Genomic DNA, 19,303 nt, shown 5'->3' with positions numbered 1-19,303 from the left:
GTTCACTTTGACCTTGCGGCCTTCTCTTCGTGCCCCGAAATGCCGAAGCGGCGCCCCAACTCGTCGAGCACGTCGCGGTGGTCGAGCCCCAGATGCGAAAGCATCACCAGGCTATGAAACCACAGGTCGGCCGTCTCGGCGATCAACGCCTGGCGCTCGGCATCGCTGCCGCCCTCGGCATCCTTGGCTGCCAGCAGGGTCTCGGTGGCTTCCTCGCCCACTTTCTCGAGTATCTTGTTCAGACCGCGGTGATGCAAGCTGGCCACGTAGGAGTCGGCAGGGTCGGCGTGGCGGCGGCTGGCCAGCACGTCGAAGAGTTCGTCGAGAATATCACGCATGACGGGCGCTCCGATTGCGGTGGATCAAGATCAGTGCCAGAGCAGCAGGGCCAGGCCGATGGCGCCCGCGCCGAGCACCGTCCAGGGTTGATCGCCAGCCCACTGGGTGAGCGGCTGCCAAGCCAGGGCGACGGCGATGAGCAGCAGGCCCAGGCGCAAGCGGCGCCGGCTGCGCCGCCCCTGTTCGAGCTCGGCGCCGATGCGGGTCACCGCGATCGCCTGGCGGCTGCGCTGGCGCCGCTCCTGGTCGACCTGGCTGAGTGCCTGATGGGCGAGCACCGGCAGCTCGGGCAGTTGGCGCGACAGCTCCGGGGCCTGGCGCTTGAGCGACTCCCAGAGCCCGCCGGCGCCGGCGCGCTCCTTCATCCAGCGCTCCAGGTAGGGTTTGGCGGTGGTCCAGAGGTCGAGGTCGGGATAGAGCTGGCGGCCCAGCCCCTCGATGTTGAGCAGGGTCTTCTGCAGCAGCACCAGCTGTGGCTGCACTTCCATGTTGAAGCGTCGTGCGGTCTGGAAGAGCCCCAGCAGCACCTGGCCGAAGGAGATGTCCTTGAGCGGTTTCTCGAGAATCGGTTCGCACACCGTGCGGATGGCGGCGGCGAACTCGTTGGCGCGGGTCTCTTCGCCCACCCAGCCGGATTCGATATGCAGCGCGGCGACCTCGTAGTAGTCCTGGTGGAAGAAGGCCAGCAGGTTGCGCGCCAGGTAGTCCTGGTCCTCCCGGGTGAGACTGCCGACGATGCCGCAGTCGATGGCGATGTACTGCGGGTCATGAGGGTGTTCGCGGGCGACGAAGATGTTGCCCGGGTGCATGTCGGCGTGGAAGAAGTTGTCGCGGAACACCTGGGTGAAGAAGATCTCCACGCCGCGCTCGGCGAGCTTCTTGAGATCGGTGCCCTGGGCCTTGAGCGCCGCGGTGTCGGCGACCGGGATGCCGTAGATGCGCTCCTGGACCATCACCCGGCGGCGCGTGTGGCTCCAGTGGATGCCGGGCACGAAGAGCAGGGGCGAATCCTTGAAGTTGCGCTTGAGCTGGGAGGTGTTGGCGGCCTCCTTGTGCAGGTCTAGCTCGTCGAACAGCGTCGCCTCGTAGTCGCGCACCACCTCCACGGGGCGTAGCCGACGCGCCTCGGGGATATGCGCGACCACGGCGGCCACGCGATACATCAGCGCCATGTCCTGGCGCATCACCCGCTCGATGCCGGGGCGAATGATCTTGACCACCACCTCCTCGCCGCTGTGCAGCCGGGCGGCATGCACCTGGGCGATGGAGGCGGACGCCAGCGGTTCGGCCTCGAAGTGAGCGAATGCGAGGTTCAGCGGCAGTTCGAGCTCTTCCTCCACCAGCGCCCGCGCCTCGATGCCGGGGAAGGGCGGGACCTGGTCCTGGAGGCGCCGGAGCTCGTCGGCGATGTCCTCGGGCAGCAGGTCGCGGCGCGTGGAGAGCAGCTGGCCGAACTTGACGAAGATGGGGCCGAGCGCCTCCAGTGCCAGGCGCAGGCGCTCGCCGCGCGAGTGGCGCCCCAGGGGTACCAGGCGCAGCGGCGAGAGCGCGAAGAGCAGGCGCAGCAGCCAGGGCAGGCGCGCCAGTGGCAGCAGGGTGTCGAGGCGATAGCGGGTGATCACCCAGAAGATGCGCACAAGTCGCAGGGCCATCATCACGAGGCGGTCTCGCTCTCCAGGCGGCGACGCAGCCGAGCCAGCCGGGCCTCCAGGCGGTCGGTGGTCACCTCGAGTTCGGTGAGGTGGTCGCGCAGGTTCTCGAACTGGTGGCGCCCGGGGAGCAGGCGCGCCTCCTCGAAGACGTACTCGGCGAGGTCGGCGGTCAGCTCGTGGCGGGCCCGCAGCCCCCAGCGCGCCATGCGGCGCAGCCCCTCGGCCAGGCTGTGGGCCGGCATGTCGCCGAGCCACTGGGCCAGTTCGCCCTCCCAGTCCAGGTCGAGGTCGAGGAACAGCTCGCGGACCGCCTCGAGCAGATGAACGCGGCCGCGCACCGCGAGCCGCCCCTGGAACATCAAGCGCTCCACTGAGGCGCCGCCGAGCAGTTCGCCCAGGGCTTCGGCGTCGACTTCCACCACGGCGTCGGCGGCCGGGTCGTCGCCGTCGTCGAGGCGCAGCAGGTCCACGCCCTGGGCGTGGAAGGAGAGCAGCAGGGCCAGGGGCGGGTGCTCGAGGCGCAGCAGCACGCGGCTGCCGGCCAGCCGGGCCAGTCGCGAGGGGGCCGCTGGGTCGCGGGCGAGCAGGGCGTTGAGCGTGCGCTCGATGGCGGCTAGCACTAACATTATAACTTGATGCCGCGGTGCAGGGCGACGATGCCGCCGGTGAGATTGGTGTACTCCACCCGCTCCAGGCCGGCTGCCTCCATCATGCCCTTGAGGGTCTCCTGGTCGGGGTGCACGCGGATCGACTCGGCCAGGTAGCGGTAGCTGTCGGCGTCGCCCGCCACCAGCTCACCCATTTTCGGCAGCAGGCGGAAGGAGTACTCGTCGTAGGCCTTGGAAAGCAGGGGGTTGACGGGCTGGGAGAACTCCAGCACCAGCAGGCGGCCCCCCGGCTTGAGCACGCGGGTCATGGAGCGCAGGGCGGCGTCCTTGTCGGTGACGTTGCGCAGCCCGAAGGCGATGGTGATGCAGTCGAAGGTGTTGTCGGGAAACGGCAAGGTCTCGGCATTGGCCTGGACATACTCGACGTTGCCGCCCACGCCGTTGTCGAGCAACTTGTCGCGGCCCACCCGCAGCATCGATTCGTTGATGTCGGCCAGCACCACGCGACCGCGCGGCCCCACCAGGCGCGAGAACTTCAGTGTCAGGTCACCGGTGCCGCCGGCGATGTCGAGCACGCTGTGGCCGGGGCGCACGCCGGCGCGCTCGATGGTCAGCCGCTTCCACAGGCGGTGGATGCCCAGCGACATCAGGTCGTTCATGACGTCGTAGCGGGCCGCCACGGAATGGAAGACATGGGCCACTCGCGAGGCCTTCTCCTCGACCGGAACTTCCTGGTAGCCGAAGTGGGTGGTGCGCTTGTCGCTGGGGCTCATGCCGTGGGCTCCCGAATCGCTGCGGTGATCGACAGGACTGCCTGCCTCGAATGCGCGATATTGTAGCCTTCCCCGGCGGCGATTGTCTTGACGGGAGTGGGGGCGGCGCCCCTCGCGGTGCGCTACAGCTGCTTGATCTCGATGCCCAGCGGCTCGCGGCTGGCGCCGGCCTCCTCCAGGCGGTGCAGATAGTCGGCCCAGTTGGCTTCGCGATTCTCGATCAGCCACCACAGGTAGTCCCAACTGAACAGGCCACTGTCGTGGCCGTCGTCGAAGTGCAGCTTGAGCGCGTAGCGCCCCGTGGGGGTGATGTTCTGGAGCCCCACGTACTTCTTGCCCACCTGCAGGGTGGCGCTGTCGGGGCCGTGGCCGCGCACCTCGGCGGAGGGCGAGAAGACCCGCAGGTACTCCACCGGCAGCCGGTAGCTTTTGCCGTCCGGGTAGGTGAGCTCCAGCTCGCGGGCCTGCTTGTGATAGTGGACGTTGCTGGGGATGGGGGCGGTCATGATGGCCTCCTGTGTTGCATCATCGCTGTGGGAGGCCGGCTCTGCCGGGCGAAGGCGCCGTCAGGCGCCCGGGCTGCTGCTTCATCACGAGCTGAAGTCGAACCGCCTCCCACAGGGCCAATCAGCATGGCCTCATGCTAGAGGATATACCGCGACAGGTCCTCGTCCATGGCCAGCTCGCCGAGCTGCGAGTCCACGTAGGCGGCGTCGATGGTCAGAGGGTTGCCAACGCCGGTGCCCTTGAACGACGCCTCCTCGAGCAGGCGCTCCATCACCGTGTGCAGGCGCCGGGCGCCGATGTTCTCGGTGCCCTCGTTGACCTTCCAGGCGACCTCGGCGATGCGCTCGATGCCGTCCTCGGTGAACTCGACGTCGAGCCCCTCGGTGGCGAGCAGCGCCTGGTACTGCTTGGTCAGCGAGGCGGACGGCTCGGTGAGGATGCGCTTGAAGTCCTCGGGGGAGAGCGCATCGAGCTCGACGCGGATCGGCAGGCGACCCTGCAGTTCCGGGATCAGGTCGGAGGGGCGCGAGAGGTGGAAGGCGCCCGAGGCGATGAACAGGATATGGTCGGTGCGCACCATGCCGTGCTTGGTGGAGACCGTGGAGCCCTCGATCAGCGGCAGGAGGTCGCGCTGCACGCCCTCTCGGGAGACCTCGCCGCCGCTGGACTGGCCGCTGCCCTTGGCCACCTTGTCGATCTCGTCGAGAAAGACGATGCCGTGCTGCTCCACCGCCTCGATGGCGCGGTGCTTGATCTCCTCCTCGTTGACCAGCTTGGCGGCCTCCTCGTCACGCAGCAGGGCGAAGGCGTCCTTGACCGCCACGCGGCGGGTCTCGGTCTTCTGCTTGCCCATGCCGGCGAACAGGCTCTGCAGCTGGCTGGTCATCTCCTCCATGCCGGGCGGGGTCATGATGTCGATGCCCGGGCCCTGCGGGGTGATCTCGACGTCGATCTCCTTGTCGTCGAGCTGCCCCTCGCGCAGCTTCTTGCGGAAGGTCTGGCGCGTGGAGCTGTCCTGGCGCGGCTGGTCTTCCTGGCCGCGAGGCGGCGGCAGCAGGGCGTCGAGGATGCGGTCCTCTGCGGCGTCCTCGGCGCGGTGGCGCACTTCCTCCTTGGCCTGCTCGCGCACCAGCTTGAAGGCGGCCTCGGTGAGGTCGCGCACGATCGATTCCACGTCGCGGCCCACGTAGCCCACCTCGGTGAACTTGGTCGCCTCCACCTTGATGAAGGGCGCCTTGGCCAGCTTGGCCAGGCGGCGGGCGATCTCGGTCTTGCCCACCCCGGTGGGGCCGATCATCAGGATGTTCTTGGGCGTCACCTCGGCGCGCAGGTCCTCGTCGAGCTGCATGCGCCGCCAGCGGTTGCGCAGGGCGGTGGCCACGGCACGCTTGGCCTCCTGCTGACCGATGATGTACTGGTCCAGGGCGTGGACGATCTCGCGGGGGGTCATCTGGGTCATGATCAGAGCTCTTCGAGGGTGACGTGGTGGTTGGTGAACACGCAGATGTCGCCGGCGATCGCCAGCGACTTCTCGGTGATCTCGCGGGCCGGCAGCTCGGTGTTCTCGAGCAGGGCGCGGGCGGCGGCCAGGGCGTAGTTGCCGCCCGAGCCGATGGCGATGATGCCGCGCTCGGGTTCCACCACGTCGCCGTTGCCGGTGATGATCAGCGAGGCGTGCTTGTCGGCCACCGCGAGCAGCGCCTCGAGGCGGCGCAGGGCGCGGTCGGTGCGCCAGTCCTTGGCGAGTTCCACGGCGGCCTTGACCAGGTTGCCCTGGTGCTTCTCGAGCTGTGCCTCGAAGCGCTCGAAGAGGGTGAAGGCGTCGGCGGTGCCGCCGGCGAAGCCGGCCAGCACCTGGCCGCGGTAGAGGCGACGCACCTTGCTGGCGTTGCCCTTCATCACGGTATTGCCCAGCGATACCTGGCCGTCACCCGCCAGGGCGACCTGGTCGCCGCGGCGCACGGAAACGATGGTGGTCATGGAGAGAACTCCTTGAGGGAGCAGGGAAGAGCGCGCTCCCGATGACTTTCGGCGCCCGAGGGCGCCGTGAATGAGCTGGTGAAAAGGTGCGGGCGCCCCGGGTGGAATTCAAGGATATGCGCCATTCGAGGCGGCCGGCGATCAGGATAGCGAGGTTCGTTCCCGACGAACCTACGCACTTCTCGCGTCCTTGTGGGTCGTCGAGCGCCGCAATGAATCAGTGGCTTCCTAGTTCTGCAGGCGGATCAGCAGCGGCTCGATCCCCTGTGTCACCATCAGGTCCTGGGCGCGGTTGAGCTCGCGGGTGTCGTCGTAGGGGCCCACCTGCACGCGGTGCCAGGTCTCGCCGCCGCTGGTCTGCACCTGGCTGACCTGGGCCACCAGGCTCAAATTACGCAGGCGGCTTTGCAACTGCTGGGCGTCGCTGGGCTCGCGGAAGGAGGCGGCCTGAAGCATGTAGCGGGTTCCCGCTTCGCTTGCGGTCTCGGTGGCCGCCGCGGGGGGCTCGGCATCCGCCGCCGAGGTATCCGTCACCTGGTTGGCGGCGATGATCCGGGCGATGGGGTCGTCGCCCGGGGGCTGCTCGCCTGTGTTCGGCGGGGGCGACGGGGGTGCGGGAGCGCCCACCTCACCGCGCGGGGCGATCACCTCCGACTCCGGCAGCAGGGTGTAGAACTCGAAGGTGGGCATGCGCGGCTCTGTCGGCTCCTGCTCCTGGGGGCGTGCGGCAGGCTCGGGCGCCTCCGGGGGCGCCGAGCGGGGCAGCAGGGTGGCCAGCGGCGAGTCGCTGCCTTCCTGCCAGGGCGCCGTGCCGTGCTGGTGCTGGGCGAGCAGGAAGCCTGCCACCAGCCCGCCGATGCCCCACAGCCAACCGGGCAGGCGGAACCCGTCGCGACGCTGCGGGGTGCGCCGGCGGGTGCTGGCGCCGCGCTTCTTGGGGGCCGGACGGCGAGCCATGGTTTACATCTCCTCGGGTGCGCTGACGCCCATCAGGTCGAGACCGTTGCGCAGTACCTGACGGGTGGCCAGGCCCAGGGCCAGGCGGGCGTTGCGCAGTTCGTCATCCTCGACCATCACCTTCACCGCGTTGTAGCAGGTGTGGAAGTCGGCGGCGAGGTCGAGCAGGTACTGGGCCACCTGCTGCGGCTCCCGCGCGGCGGCGGCATGAGTCACCACCTCGGGGAAGCGCGCCAGGCGGTTCATCAGCGCCTTCTCCTGGTCGGCGTCGAGGCGTGCCAAGCTGACCATGGCCAGGTCGGCATCGAAGGGCAGGCCGTCGCTCTCGGCCTTGCGCGCCATGCTGCACACCCGGGCATGGGCGTACTGCACATAGTAGACCGGGTTGTCGTTGGACTGGGAGCGGGCCAGGTCGATGTCGAAGGTGAGCTGCGAGTCGGCGCGGCGGGCGGCGAGGAAGAAGCGCGTGGCGTCGCGACCCACTTCCTCGATCAGGTCGCGCACCGTGACGTAGCTGCCGGCGCGCTTGGAGAGCTTCACCTCGACCCCGGAGCGGGTCACCATCACCATCTGGTGCAGCACGTAGTCGGGCCAGCCCTGGGGAATGCCCGCTTCCAGCGCCTGCAGGCCGGCGCGCACCCGGGTCACCGTGGAGTGGTGGTCGGCGCCCTGTTCGTTGATCACGGTGGTGAAGCCGCGCTGCCACTTGTCCAGGTGGTAGGCGACGTCGGGCAGGAAGTAGGTGTAGCTGCCGTCGGACTTGCGCATCACCCGGTCCTTGTCGTCGCCGAAGTCGGTGGTGCGCAGCCACAGGGCGCCGTCCTGCTCGTAGGTGTGGCCGCCGGCGATCAGCCGCTCGACCGTGGCCTCGACCTTGCCCTCCTGGTAGAGCGAGGACTCCAGGAAGTAGACGTCGAACTCGACGCCGAAGGCCTTGAGATCGAGGTCCTGCTCGCGACGCAGCCAGGCCACGGCGAACTCGCGGATGGCCTCGAGGTCGTCCGGGTCGCCCTTGGCGGTCACGTGGCGGTCGTCGGCGTGCACGGTCTGGCCGGCCAGGTAGTCCCTGGCCACTTCGACGATATAGTCGCCGCGGTAGCCGTCGGCGGGCCAGGCGTCGCTGTCGGGCTCGATGTCCTTGGCGCGCGCCTGGACGGAGAGCGCCAGGTTGGCGATCTGGGCGCCGGCGTCGTTGTAGTAGAACTCGCGGGTGACGTCATGGCCGGTCGCCTCGAGCAGGCGGCACAGACAGTCGCCGATGGCGGCGCCGCGGCCGTGGCCCACATGCAGCGGGCCGGTGGGGTTGGCGGAGACGAACTCCACCTGCACCTTGCGGCCCTGGCCGGTGAGGCTGCGCCCGAAGGCGTCGCCGGCGTCCAGCACCTGGCGCACGACCTGGGCGGCGGCGTCGGTGGCGGCGAAAAAGTTGACGAAGCCGGGGCCGGCGATCTCCACCTTGGCCACGGCGTCGCTGGCGGGCAGCGCCGCGACTAGCGCCTCGGCCAGGTCGCGCGGTTTCTGGCCGGCCGGCTTGGCGAGCATCAGCGCCAGGTTGGTGGCGTAGTCGCCGTGGGCCTTGTCCTTGGTCGGGTCGACCTTGATGGTCGGGGCGGTCTCGGCGGGCAGCGTACCCTGCTGCTTGAGCGTCTCGAGGGCGTCCTCGAGCAGTGCAACGATGGTCTCTTTCATGAAGCGTCCGGTATCGGGTGGCGCGGGTCGCCCTCGGCGTCCGCTTGGCATGGCGGGGTATTATCGGCAATCGGGCGCGGGCTTTAAAGGTGTGTGGCGCAGGCCATAAGAGGGCCGGCTCAGGCCAGCGTCTGTGGGTCGATATCCAGCGACCAGCGCACCCGGCGCGCCGCGGGCGTGGCCTCGAGCCAGGCGGCGAGCCAGGCGGTGGCCTCGTGGAGCCGGCTGCGGCGCTCGGCGGCGAGCATCAGCTGCAGATGGTAGCGCCCCTGGCGTCGCTCCATGGGCGCCGGTACCGGCCCCAGGCAGTCGACGGCCAGGGCGCGCTCGGCCAGCCAGGCGCGCAGCGCCTCGGCGGCCTGCCGGGCGAGGTCGACGGCGCTCTCCTCGCGCGGGCTTTCCAGGCGCAGCAGGGCAAGGAAACGAAACGGCGGCAGCCCGGCAGCGCGCCGCTCGGCGAGCAGTTGCACGGCCAGGGCGTCGTAGCCCGAGTCGGCCAGCAGGCGCAGGTGCGGGTCGTCGCCGTGCAGCGTCTGCACCAGCACCCGGCCCGGGTGGCTAGCCCGCCCGGCGCGCCCGGCGACCTGCTCGAGCAACTGGGCGCTGTGCTCCAGGGCGCGGAAGTCGCTGGCGTAGAGGCCGGCGTCGGCATTGACCACCACTACCAGGGTGACATGCGGCAGGTGATGGCCCTTGGCCAGCATCTGGGTGCCCACCAGCAGGCAGGGTTCGCCGCGGCGCACTTCGCCGAGCATCCGTTCCAGGGCGTCGCGGCGCCGGGTGCTGTCGCGATCGATACGGTGCACGGGCACCTCGGCAAAGTGCGCGGCAAGCGTCTCCTCGGTGCGCTCGGTGCCGCTGCCCAGGGGGCGCAGGTCGGCGCTGCCGCAGCTCGGGCAGGCGGCAGGCAGGGGGCGGCGCCGGTCGCAGTGGTGGCAGGCGAGCATGGCGGGCTGGCGGTGCAGGGTCAGGCGCGCGTCGCAGGCCTCGCACTCGGCCAGCCAGCCGCAGGCGTGGCAGGCCAGCGTCGGGGCGAAGCCGCGGCGGTTGATGAACACCAGTACCTGGTGGCCGGCGGTGAGGGTCTCGCTAATGGCTGCGAGTACCGGCGGGATCAGCCCGCCCTGACGGGGGCGGCCGCGCAGGTCGACCAGCTCCAGGCGTGCCGGGGCGTGGCGGGTGGCGCGGCGGGTGAGACGCAGGTGGCGGTAGTCGCCGCCCTGGGCGCGGTGCAGGCTCTCCAGCGAGGGCGTGGCGCTGCCCAGCAGCAGCGGGATGGCGTGGCGCTGGGCGCGCGCCACGGCCAGGTCGCGGGCGTGGTAGCGCAGCCCCTCTTGCTGCTTGAAGGAGCCGTCGTGCTCCTCGTCGACGATGATCGCTCCGGGCCGGGCCAGGGGGGTGAAGATCGCCGAGCGGGTGCCGATGACGATGGGCGCGCGGCCGCTGGCGGCGGCTTCCCAGGCATCGAGGCGCTCGTGATCGGTGAGCCCGGAGTGCAGGGCGACGATGGGCACCTGGAAACGGCGCCGAAAGCGCGCCAGGGTCTGGGGGGTGAGGCCGATCTCCGGCACCAGCACCAGCGCCTGGCGGCCACGCGCCACCACGGACTCGATCAGCTGCAGGTAGACCTCGGTCTTGCCGCTGCCGGTGACGCCGTGCAGCAGGCAGGGATGGAAGGCTTCCAGGCCCTCGTGGAGCGCCGCCAGGGCCGCGGCCTGTTCGCGGTTGAGCGGCAGGGCCGGCTCGCCGAGCAGGTGCTTGCCGGCCGGGGAGTCGGCCGCCGTGCGTGGCGTCTCGCGGCGCGCCACCAGCCCCTTGGCGGCCAGTGCCTTGAGCTGCTCGCGGCTGTAGCCCTGGGCCAGCACCGCTTGGGTGGCCAGCCCGTGGGGGTGCTGGGCGAGCATTGTCAGCAGCTCGGCCTGGCGGGGGGCGCGCTTGAGCCCCTCGGCATCCCCAGAGCGAGCGCTGTCGGTGAGCTGCCACTCCTCGCGCACCCGGCCGGCCAGCGGGCGGCCCTGGCGCAGCAGCACCGGCAGGGCCTGGTGCAGGGTGTCGCCGAGGGGGTGCTGGTAGTAACGCGCCGTGAAGCGGCACAGCCACAGCCAGTCGGTGGGCAGCGGGGCCTCGTCGAGGCAGGCCGCCACCGGCTTGAGCTCGCCGAGAGGCAGCTCGCCCTGCTCGCGGCACTCCACCACCACGCCGACGACCTGGCGGCGCCCGAAGGGCACGCGCACCCGCAGGCCCGGCTGCCAGCCGGCCGCCGGTGGGGCGATGGCACGGTAGTCGAACAGCCGGCGCAGCGGCGTGGGGACGGCCACGCGCAGCACGCGAATGGCGCCAGGGGAAGGGGTGTCGTGCAATTGGCCTCCGGCCCGGGGTCTGCTAGAATGCTTCGCCGCCGTGGCGCCTGGGGCGCTTCGTCGGCTACCGGTTAGCATGTACAGTTACGACGGATTAACCCGTATGCGGTGCCTGGCAATGGATCAGGTGGCGGCATACCGCTCGAGAGGCTCAAGATGAAACAAGGTATCCACCCGGATTACAAGATGGTCACTGCAACCTGCTCCTGCGGTGCGACCTTCGACGTCGGCACCACCGCCGGCCAGGACCTGTCGCTGGACGTCTGCTCCCAGTGTCACCCCTTCTACACCGGCAAGCAGAAGCAGGCGACCACCGGCGGTCGCGTCGAGCGTTTCAACAAGCGCTTCGGTGCCGCCCTCAAGCGCGGCTGAGGGCTTGCCCCCGGCCGGCGGTGTCCGGTTCATTGCGAGAAACCCGCCACTTGGCGGGTTTCTTGCTGTCGGGCCAGTGCCCGCCGGCGATAAGTCAAACGTTATACCTGGCCTTTCAAATATAAGTTACAGCAAATGGCGGCGATCATCCGGCAACGGTCGTGAAAGAGGCATGAAATGCGAGTCGTTGAGGTATGGAAGGTTTTTCTATACTCTAATGTGCCCCGCTCGTTTTACGTTCTGACACAGATACCGGATCACAGCATGACAGACGCCAAGAAGCAGGCCGCGCTGGACTATCACGCCAAGCCCATTCCCGGAAAGCTCTCGGTGGAGCTCACCAAGCCCACGGCCACCGCCCGCGACCTTTCCCTGGCCTACAGCCCGGGCGTGGCCGAGCCGGTGCGCGAGATCGCCCGCGATCCCGAGAACGCCTACCGCTACACCGGCAAGGGCAACCTGGTGGCGGTGATCTCCGACGGCAGCGCCATTCTGGGGCTGGGCAATCTGGGGCCGCTGGCCAGCAAGCCGGTCATGGAGGGCAAGGGCGTGCTGTTCAAGCGCTTTGCCGGTATCAACTCGGTGGACGTCGAGGTCAATGCCGAGAGCCCCCAGGCCTTCATCGACACCGTGGCGCGCATCGCCGATAGCTGGGGCGGCATCAACCTCGAGGACATCAAGGCGCCGGAGTGCTTCGAGATCGAGCAGACCCTCATCGAGCAGTGCAGCATTCCGGTCTTCCACGATGATCAACACGGCACTGCCATCGTCACCGCAGCGGGCATGCTCAATGCCCTGGAGATCGCCGGCAAGCGCCTGGAAGAGGCGAAGATCGTGTGTCTCGGTGCCGGAGCGGCGGCCATCGCCTGCATGAAGCTGCTGGTCTCCTGCGGGGCGCGCTCGGAGAACCTGGTGATGCTCGATCGCCGCGGGGTGATCCACGCGGGGCGCGAGGGGCTCAATCCCTACAAGGCGATGTTCGCCATCGATACCGACAAGCGCACCCTGGACGACGCCATCGACGGGGCCGACGTCTTCATCGGCCTCTCCGGCCCGAACCTGATGACCGCCGAGCATATCCGCAAGATGGCCGACAACCCGGTGGTCTTCGCCTGCACCAACCCCGACCCGGAGATCCATCCCGACCTGGCCCACGAGGCGCGCCCGGACGTGATCATGGCCACCGGCCGTTCCGACTACCCCAACCAGGTCAACAACGTGCTCGGCTTCCCCTTCATCTTCCGCGGGGCGCTCGACGTGCGCGCCACGCGCATCAACGAAGAGATGAAGGTGGCCGCGGTGCACGCCCTCAAGGACCTGGCCCGCGAGCCGGTGCCCCAGGCGGTGCTCGACGCCTACGAGAAGGAATCAATGGCGTTCGGCCGCGACTACATCATTCCCACCCCGGTGGATGTGCGCTTGCTCGAGCGGGTCCCCTCGGCAGTGGCCCAGGCGGCGGTGGATTCCGGCGTGGCGCGTCGCCCCTACCCGGCGCACTACCCGCTGAAGACGGTGGACGACGTCTACGGCGGCTGACCGCTCGGCGCCGCATCGCGGTAGACATGACGCCGCCGGCCTTCGGGCCGGCGGCGTCTTGCCGTGGGGTTCACCAGCTGTAGAGCAGCGAGGCGCTGGTGGTGTGATCGGTGTGGGCGTCGGCGCTTTCCGGCGGTCGTGAATTGTGCTTCACCTCGTGGGAGAACTTCAGTGCCAGCCGCGAGTTGAGGCGGGCGGTGAGCGCCGAGAGTGCGCGCGAAGTGGTATTGTCGTCGGTGGCCTCTACCGACAGCTCCTGGTCGAGGCTGGCCGACTCGGAGACGTTCCAGCGATAGTCCAGAGCGCTGTAGGCTACGGCAAAGGTCTCGTCCGCGGCGTCGCGAATGCGGTCGTTGCGAAAGCCGGGGCCGGCCTCGAGGGAGAGGCGATGACGCTCGCCGTCGATGAGCTGCCGGCCGTAGCCGCTGATGGCGGTGAACTGCTGGTCGTAGCCGCTGAAGCGATCCTTTTCCCAGCGGGCAAAGCCGAACAGGTAGTGGGGGCCCTGGAAGTCGTAGCGCTCCCGGGCACCGAGCAGGTAGTGCTCGGCGCTGGTCTCGCCGTGGCGCGATACGTGGCGTACCTCGCCGCGCAGGGTGTGCATCCACTCGCCGGTCAGCCAGGTGAGCCGGGTCTTGCCGATCAGCGTCTGGCTGTCGGTGTTGCCGGCGAGGTGGGTATAGCCGAGCTCGGCATTGCCGGTGAAGGTCTCGGCATCCGCGGCGGGCGGGGGCGGTGCATAGAAGGGGCTGGCCGACGCGCTCCCGACGACTGCCAGCAGGCCATAGAGCGGCAGCCGCAGAAGTCCCCGGCGGCGGGTCGCTGGATAGCGCATGTCGGACTCTCGCGTTACGCAGTGGCGGGCATCGCCGGAACCGACGGTGCCGGGCCGGGCGGCGCGGCCGGCCGCCCGGTCGTTGCCGTTGATTAGAAGATCGCCTCGTAACTGCCGGTGCCCTGGGAGCCGCTGCGCTGCTCGACCTCCTGTTCGATGCGCCGCGGTTCGCGGTCCGGCAGGTGGTCGGGGTGGAAGATCTCGGTGATCCCGCCGGGCTGGTCCTCGGCGAGCAGGCGTCCCGTGCGGGCGTCGACGCGGGCGCGCACCAGCTCTTCGGGGGGCTCGGGCATGGCCTCGGGGCGGTCCGCCAGGGCGCTGCCCATGAAGTCGATCCACACCGGCAGGGCGGCATTGGAGCCGTACTCGGCAATGCTGTCGTTGTCGTCCTTGCCCACCCAGACGGTGGCCACCAGGTCGCTGTTGAAGCCGGCGAACCAGGCGTCGCGTTGGTCGTTGGTGGTGCCGGTCTTGCCGACCACGTCCTGGCGGTCGAGCGACAGGGCGGCGCGGCCGGTGCCGTTCTCGATGACGTCGCGCAGCATGTCGCGCAGGATGTACACCGCCGTGGAGTCGGCGACGCGCGGCGCCACGGGATAGCGCTGGCCATTGCGCTCTATCGTCTCTTGGTCCGACGCGCAGTCGCGACAGGCGACGGCGGGGCGCGCCTGCTCGATCACCTCTTCGTCACCGCCGCGGGTGATGCGTTCGATGAACCAGGGCGAGACCTGGAAGCCGCCGTTGGCCAGCACCGCATAGGCGTTGGTCATCTCCAGCGGGGTCAGGCTGGCGCTGCCCAGCGCCAGGGAGAGCCCGTTGGGCAGGCGGCTCTCGGCGAACCCAAAGCCCTGCAGGTAGTCGATGGTGGGCTCCAGACCCAGCCGCTGCAGGATGCGGATGGTGACCAGGTTGCGCGACCGCGCCAGGGCCTCGCGCAGCCGCGTGGGGCCGAGGAAGTCGCCGCTGGAGTTCACCGGGCGCCACAGCTCGTTGCTGCCATCCTCGACCACCACCGGGGCGTCGTTGACCACGCTGGAGGCGGTCATCATGCCGCTGTCGAGTGCCGCCAGGTAGACGAAGGGCTTGAAGATGGAGCCGGACTGGCGTTCGGCCTGCACGGCGCGGTTGAACTTGCTCGCCGAGAAGCTGAAGCCGCCCTGCAGCGCGAGGATGGCGCCGCTGTCGGGCTCCATCACCACCAGCGAGCCTTCGGCGCCGGGCCGCTGGGAGAGGCGCCAGCTGCCCTCCTCGGTCTCGAGGATGCGGACCAGGTCGCCCCGCTCGGCGATCTCGGCGGCGGCGCTCGGTTCGGGACCGCGCGAGCGTGGGCTGCGGTAGGGGTGCGCCCAGGCGAGCCCCTCCCAGCCGAGGGTGTGCAATTCACCGCCGCGGGTCATGACGCGCATTTCGCGGCCTTCGCTCTCTACCACGATGGCGGGCTGAAGCGGGCCGTAGCCGGGGGTGCGCTCCAGAACGCCGAGCCAGTTGCTGACGTCGCCATCGATGCCCTCCACCCGCGTCTGGCTGCGTTCGGCGGCCTGCTGGGCGGTCTCCATGATCTCCGGCGATTCGTCGAGCTCCTCCTCCAGGCCCTGGCGTTCGGTGCGCGCCTGAGCTTCGACGAGCCCGGGCGGGATGTCCTGCTCCTCGGGGCCGCGCCAGCCGTGCCGGGTGTCGTAGTCGATCAGGCCGCGAGCCAGGGCCTGGCGCGCCTGGGGCTGCAGCTCGCTGTCCAGGGTGGTGTGGATGCGGTAGCCGCCGGTATAGGCGCTGTCGCCGAAGCGCTCGATGGCGTATTGACGGGCCATTTCCGCCACATAGTCTGCCTCCACCTCGGCCTGAGTGAGGTGGCGACGGGCGGTGATCGGCTCCTGCACTGTGGTGTCGTAGGTGGCCGGGTCGATGTAGCCGAGCTCGCGCATCCGGTAGAGAATCCAGTTGCGGCGGATCAGTGCGCGTTCGGGGTTGGCCAGCGGGTTGAACGACGAGGGCGCCTTGGGCAGGCCGGCGATCATCGCCTTCTGCGCCAGCGTCAGTTCGGCCAGCGGCTTGTCGTAGTAGACCTCGGCGGCGGCGGCGATGCCATAGGCGCGGTGGCCGAGAAAGATCTTGTTGACGTAGAGCTCGAAGATCTCCTCCTTGGAGAGGATCTGCTCCATCTGCAGGGCCAGCAGGATCTCGCGGATCTTGCGGGTAAAGGTGCGGTCCAGGCTCAGCAGGTAGTTGCGCGCCACCTGCATGGTGATGGTGGAGCCGCCCGACTGGATGTCGCCGCTGGCGGCAAGCTCCAGGGCCGCGCGCGCCAGCCCCATGGGGTCGACGCCGCGATGGTTGAAGTAGGCATCGTCCTCGGCGGCGAGCAGCGCCTGGATGAAGTCCTCGGGAACCTCGTCGAAGGTCACCGGCTTGCGTCGCTCGTTGCCGTATTCGCCGATCAGCTTGCCGTCGCGGGTGAAGATGCGCAGCGGGGTCTGCAGTTCGAAGTCCTGCAGTTGCCGCACGTCGGGCAGGCCGGGAGCAAAGTAGAGCGCTGCGCCGGCGACGCCCAGCAGGGAGGCCGTGAACAGCGACACCAGCAGCCAGGCGACGGAGAAGATCAGGGTTTTAATCCACTTCATGAAAATGCGGTATCCGTGGTGAAATCCGTGGGGCAAGGCGGGTGGCGATGGCGTGCCGTCACTGGCGCTCGCCATTATAGGAAGCCGAGCCGCGCGTCACCAGCGTTGACGGGACTGGGCAACGATATTGTCCCCTCGTGGGGAATATCATGTAACCTCCTGCTGACAGGACAAGGTATGATGTGCCTGAGCCGTGCTGCTTAGCCGGCCAATAACACAACGAGCGGGCAACCCGCATCATGATTGGGCAGGGGCATGCGATAGATGCGATTCAGGACCTCCGGCAAGGGACTGATCGGTGTCGATATCACGTCGGCCACCGTCAAGCTGATCGAGCTCAGGCGTGCGGGCGGCACCTTCCAGATCGAGAGCTACGCGGTCCGGCCGCTGCGCGAGGGCGCCGTGGTCGAGCGGCGCATCCGCGACATGGGCGAAGTGGCCGACGCTCTGCGTCGCGCGGTGGAGAGCGCCCGCCCCGCCTCGAAGCAGGCCGCCGTCGCCGTGCCGGCCAGCGCGGCCATCACCAAGACGCTGACGCTGCCCGCCTCGCTCAACGACGACGAGATCGCCACGCGCATCCAGCTTGAATCCGACAAGCACATCCCCTTTCCGTTCAGCGAGGTCGCCTTCGATTTCCAGCGGCTCGGCCTCAACGCGCGCTACGGCGACCAGCAGGATGTCCTGCTGGTCGCCTGCCGCGAGCAGGACGTGCGTCAGCTCACCGATGCCCTGCTGCAAGCCGGCCTCACGCCGGGGGCGGTCGACGTGGAGACCTTCGCCATGGAGCGCGCCTTCGAGGAGGTGCGTGCCCAACTACCCACGGCCGGCAACGCGGAGTGCGTCGCTCTGGTCGATATCGGCGCCACCATGAACGCTTTCCACGTGGTGCGCAACGGGCGCATCACCTACAGCCGCGATACCGTGTTTGGCGGCCGTCAGCTCACCGACGAGATCCGCAACCGCTATGGGCTGAGCCTGGAGGAGGCGGGGCTGGCCAAGAAGCGCGGCGGGCTGCCGGAGGACTACCAGACCAGCGTGCTCGACCCCTTCCTGGACACCCTGGTGCAGCAGGTGGGGCGCTCCCTGCAGCTCTACTACACCGCAGGGCGCAAGCACGAGGTGCAGCGCATGGTGCTCGCCGGCGGCTCCAGCGTGATTCCTGGCCTCGCTGAGCGCCTTGCCCAGGACAGCGGCATGGAAGTGTCCATCGCCAACCCCTTCCTACGCATGCGGATCAACCCGCGCATCGACGTCCAGACCCTGGCCGGCGATGCCCCGGCCATGCTCACGGCCTGCGGACTGGCAATGAGGGCCCGCTCATGAGCATCGAGATCAACCTGCTCCCCTGGCGCGAGAAGCAGCGCACCCGTCGCAGTCGGCGCTTCTATCTGGCCCTTGCCCTGATGGCGGCGCTGGGGGTGGGCGGCGGCCTGGGTATCACCCAGTTCTACCAGGCGGAGGTGGTGGCGCAGCAGCAGCGCAACGCCCACATCCGCGAGGCGATGACCGCCCTCGACCAGGACATCCGCTCGATCACCGAGTACGAAACGATCCGTGAGCGCATGGCCGGCCAGCTCGCCGTCTTCGGTGAACTGCAGCAGGGGCGCTCGCAGACGGTGGCGGTGCTGCGCGACCTGACTCGCAGCCTGGAGGAGGGCGTGCACTATACCTCCCTGGATCGGCAGGGGGGGCGGCTGCGCCTCACCGGCCTGGCCGAGACCAATCGCCAGGTCTCCGACCAGCTGCGCGCGCTCGCAGCCGCGCCCTCGCTGGCCGAGCCCGTGCTCTCCGAGGTGGAGTCGACCAACGGGGCCGAGCGGCGCTTCGCCCTCAGCGTCACCCAGCTCACGTCGGGCGAGTCACCGGATGACGGCGAGGGAGAGGGCTCATGAGCGTTCGCGGCGAGTGGCGGCGTCTGCGCGAGCTTGACTGGCGCGAACTGGACATCAAGGAGTCCGGGGGCTGGCCCTGGTCGCTTCAGCTGATCTGCTGCGTGCTGGTGCTCGGGCTGACGCTGGCCGGCATGCATTGGTACCTGGCGCGTCCCCAGGCCGCGGCGCTGGCTGAGGCCCAGGCCGAGGAGGGCACGCTGCTGCGTGACTACCGGCGCAAGGCGGCCCAAGCTGCCCGCCTGCCTACCATGCTCGAGGAGATGGCGGTTCTCGACGCGCGCATGGAAACGCTCATGGCCATGCTGCCCACTGGCGCCGAGATTCCCTCGCTGCTCGACAGCATCAGCGAGAACGCCCTCGATCACCAGCTCTCCATCGACTTCATCCGGCTGCGCAGCCCCGAGACGCGCGACTTCTATATCGAGCGCCCCTTCGATATCCAGGTCGAGGGCGACTACCATCGCCTGGCCGCCTTTCTCGCCGATATCGCCGCCCTGCCGCGCATCGTCACCCAGCACGACTTCTCGCTGACGCCTGGGGAGCAGGGCGATACCCTGACGCTCTCCATGCTGGCGCGCACGTACAGCTACCGCCAGTCCGCCGAGGGCGGCGAGGAGGCGACGCCATGAGCAGGTGGCTGGGTGGCGCGGTGACCCTGGCGACGCTGCTGCTCGTCGGCTGTGCCGACCCGCAGCTGGCGTCCCTGGATCGCGAGCTGGCGGCGATCCGCGACGACCCGGGGCCGACGCCCGAGTTCGATTTACCGGCAGTGCCGCGCTACGAGGCCACACCCTACCGCGAGGCCGATCGTCGCAGCCCCTTCCGGCCGCAGCGTCCCGAAAGCGACCCCACGGCGGCCGGCGAAGACCAGCTGGCGCCGGACCCGGAGCGGCCGCGCGAACCGCTGGAGGCCTATGCGCTGGAGGAACTGGTGCTGGTGGGTGTGCTCACGGTGAGCGGCGAGCGCTCGGCACTGGTGCGGGCCCCGGGCGGTCAGGTGCACCGCCTGCGCGTCGGCAACTACCTGGGCGGCAATCACGGGCGCATCGTCGCCATCACCCCGGCGTCGGTGCAGCTGGTGGAACTGGTGCCCACCGGTGGCGGCGGCTGGGTGGAGCGCACCACACGACTTTCGCTGGACGACGAGACATGACGGCAGCACCGCGGCGACGCGATCGACGCCGA

General features: G+C 69.2%; 18 protein-coding genes. 6 read left to right on the top strand and 12 right to left on the bottom strand.

Annotated features, from left to right (window positions below; genetic code table 11):
- Positions 1 to 2: 2 nt before the first annotated feature.
- From FEF15_RS05140 to FEF15_RS05095, 10 genes are all read right to left on the bottom strand, one after another.
- Positions 3 to 338: a phosphoribosyl-ATP diphosphatase gene (locus FEF15_RS05140; protein ID WP_163558079.1), complete on the bottom strand. Its 336-nt coding sequence runs from the start codon at positions 336 to 338 to the stop codon at positions 3 to 5.
- A 30-nt stretch (positions 339 to 368) separates the two neighbouring features.
- On the bottom strand, positions 369 to 1,991 hold the full coding sequence (ubiB, locus tag FEF15_RS05135) for a ubiquinone biosynthesis regulatory protein kinase UbiB (protein ID WP_163558078.1): 1,623 nt from the start codon (positions 1,989 to 1,991) through the stop codon (positions 369 to 371).
- Between the two features lie 2 nt (positions 1,992 to 1,993).
- Positions 1,994 to 2,617, bottom strand: a complete 624-nt coding sequence (locus tag FEF15_RS05130) for an SCP2 sterol-binding domain-containing protein (protein WP_163558077.1) — start codon at positions 2,615 to 2,617, stop codon at positions 1,994 to 1,996.
- Complete coding sequence (gene ubiE, locus FEF15_RS05125) at positions 2,617 to 3,372, bottom strand: bifunctional demethylmenaquinone methyltransferase/2-methoxy-6-polyprenyl-1,4-benzoquinol methylase UbiE (protein ID WP_163558076.1); 756 nt, start codon at positions 3,370 to 3,372, stop codon at positions 2,617 to 2,619. The genes FEF15_RS05130 and ubiE overlap by 1 nt, the downstream gene beginning before the upstream one ends.
- Positions 3,373 to 3,494: 122 nt before the next feature.
- On the bottom strand, positions 3,495 to 3,878 hold the full coding sequence (locus tag FEF15_RS05120) for a DUF971 domain-containing protein (protein ID WP_163558075.1): 384 nt from the start codon (positions 3,876 to 3,878) through the stop codon (positions 3,495 to 3,497).
- A gap of 137 nt (positions 3,879 to 4,015) precedes the next feature.
- On the bottom strand, positions 4,016 to 5,338 hold the full coding sequence (hslU, locus tag FEF15_RS05115; RefSeq protein ID WP_163558074.1) for an ATP-dependent protease ATPase subunit HslU: 1,323 nt from the start codon (positions 5,336 to 5,338) through the stop codon (positions 4,016 to 4,018).
- Between the two features lie 2 nt (positions 5,339 to 5,340).
- Entirely contained in the window at positions 5,341 to 5,859 is a 519-nt protein-coding gene (gene hslV, locus FEF15_RS05110; protein ID WP_163558073.1) for an ATP-dependent protease subunit HslV, read from the bottom strand.
- A gap of 228 nt (positions 5,860 to 6,087) precedes the next feature.
- Positions 6,088 to 6,816 carry an SPOR domain-containing protein gene (locus tag FEF15_RS05105; protein ID WP_163558072.1) on the bottom strand — a complete coding sequence of 243 codons (729 nt, stop codon included), beginning with the start codon at positions 6,814 to 6,816 and terminating at the stop codon, positions 6,088 to 6,090.
- 3 nt (positions 6,817 to 6,819) lie between these two features.
- A complete protein-coding gene (argS, locus tag FEF15_RS05100; RefSeq protein WP_163558071.1) occupies positions 6,820 to 8,505 on the bottom strand; it encodes an arginine--tRNA ligase in 1,686 nt (561 codons plus the stop codon).
- 119 nt (positions 8,506 to 8,624) lie between these two features.
- The gene (locus FEF15_RS05095) at positions 8,625 to 10,865 is read right to left on the bottom strand and encodes a primosomal protein N' (RefSeq protein WP_240454074.1); all 2,241 of its coding nucleotides are present in this window, start codon (positions 10,863 to 10,865) and stop codon (positions 8,625 to 8,627) included.
- A gap of 156 nt (positions 10,866 to 11,021) precedes the next feature.
- On the opposite strand from FEF15_RS05095, the gene rpmE reads away from it, so the two are divergent.
- Together rpmE and FEF15_RS05085 are read left to right on the top strand one after the other, a co-directional pair.
- Positions 11,022 to 11,237, top strand: a complete 216-nt coding sequence (gene rpmE / locus FEF15_RS05090) for a 50S ribosomal protein L31 (protein WP_163558069.1) — start codon at positions 11,022 to 11,024, stop codon at positions 11,235 to 11,237.
- Positions 11,238 to 11,501: 264 nt separating this feature from the next.
- Positions 11,502 to 12,773 (top strand): malic enzyme-like NAD(P)-binding protein, encoded by a 1,272-nt coding sequence (locus tag FEF15_RS05085; RefSeq protein ID WP_163558068.1) that lies wholly within the window; start codon positions 11,502 to 11,504, stop codon positions 12,771 to 12,773.
- Between the two features lie 70 nt (positions 12,774 to 12,843).
- On the opposite strand, the gene FEF15_RS05080 is transcribed toward FEF15_RS05085, so the two are convergent.
- Together FEF15_RS05080 and FEF15_RS05075 are read right to left on the bottom strand one after the other, a co-directional pair.
- A complete protein-coding gene (locus FEF15_RS05080; RefSeq protein WP_163558067.1) occupies positions 12,844 to 13,608 on the bottom strand; it encodes a DUF481 domain-containing protein in 765 nt (254 codons plus the stop codon).
- A gap of 92 nt (positions 13,609 to 13,700) precedes the next feature.
- Entirely contained in the window at positions 13,701 to 16,226 is a 2,526-nt protein-coding gene (locus tag FEF15_RS05075; RefSeq protein WP_163558066.1) for a penicillin-binding protein 1A, read from the bottom strand.
- A gap of 264 nt (positions 16,227 to 16,490) precedes the next feature.
- On the opposite strand from FEF15_RS05075, the gene pilM reads away from it, so the two are divergent.
- The 4 genes from pilM to FEF15_RS05055 are packed head-to-tail and all read left to right on the top strand — an operon-like array spanning position 16,491 to position 19,271.
- Positions 16,491 to 17,549 carry a type IV pilus assembly protein PilM gene (pilM, locus tag FEF15_RS05070; RefSeq protein WP_163558065.1) on the top strand — a complete coding sequence of 353 codons (1,059 nt, stop codon included), beginning with the start codon at positions 16,491 to 16,493 and terminating at the stop codon, positions 17,547 to 17,549.
- On the top strand, positions 17,546 to 18,118 hold the full coding sequence (locus tag FEF15_RS05065; protein ID WP_163558064.1) for a PilN domain-containing protein: 573 nt from the start codon (positions 17,546 to 17,548) through the stop codon (positions 18,116 to 18,118). Before pilM ends, FEF15_RS05065 begins: the two co-directional genes overlap by 4 nt.
- A complete protein-coding gene (locus FEF15_RS05060; RefSeq protein WP_163558063.1) occupies positions 18,115 to 18,747 on the top strand; it encodes a type 4a pilus biogenesis protein PilO in 633 nt (210 codons plus the stop codon). The genes FEF15_RS05065 and FEF15_RS05060 overlap by 4 nt, the downstream gene beginning before the upstream one ends.
- The gene (locus FEF15_RS05055; RefSeq protein WP_163558062.1) at positions 18,744 to 19,271 is read left to right on the top strand and encodes a pilus assembly protein PilP; all 528 of its coding nucleotides are present in this window, start codon (positions 18,744 to 18,746) and stop codon (positions 19,269 to 19,271) included. Before FEF15_RS05060 ends, FEF15_RS05055 begins: the two co-directional genes overlap by 4 nt.
- Positions 19,272 to 19,303 lie beyond the last annotated feature (32 nt).

Origin of the sequence: Halomonas sp. NO4 (genome assembly GCF_010994375.1) — a bacterium.
Taxonomy (GTDB): Bacteria; Pseudomonadota; Gammaproteobacteria; order Pseudomonadales; family Halomonadaceae; genus Halomonas.
Note: the sequence above shows the minus strand (reverse complement) of the source record. Positions and strands in the feature narration are given on the sequence as shown.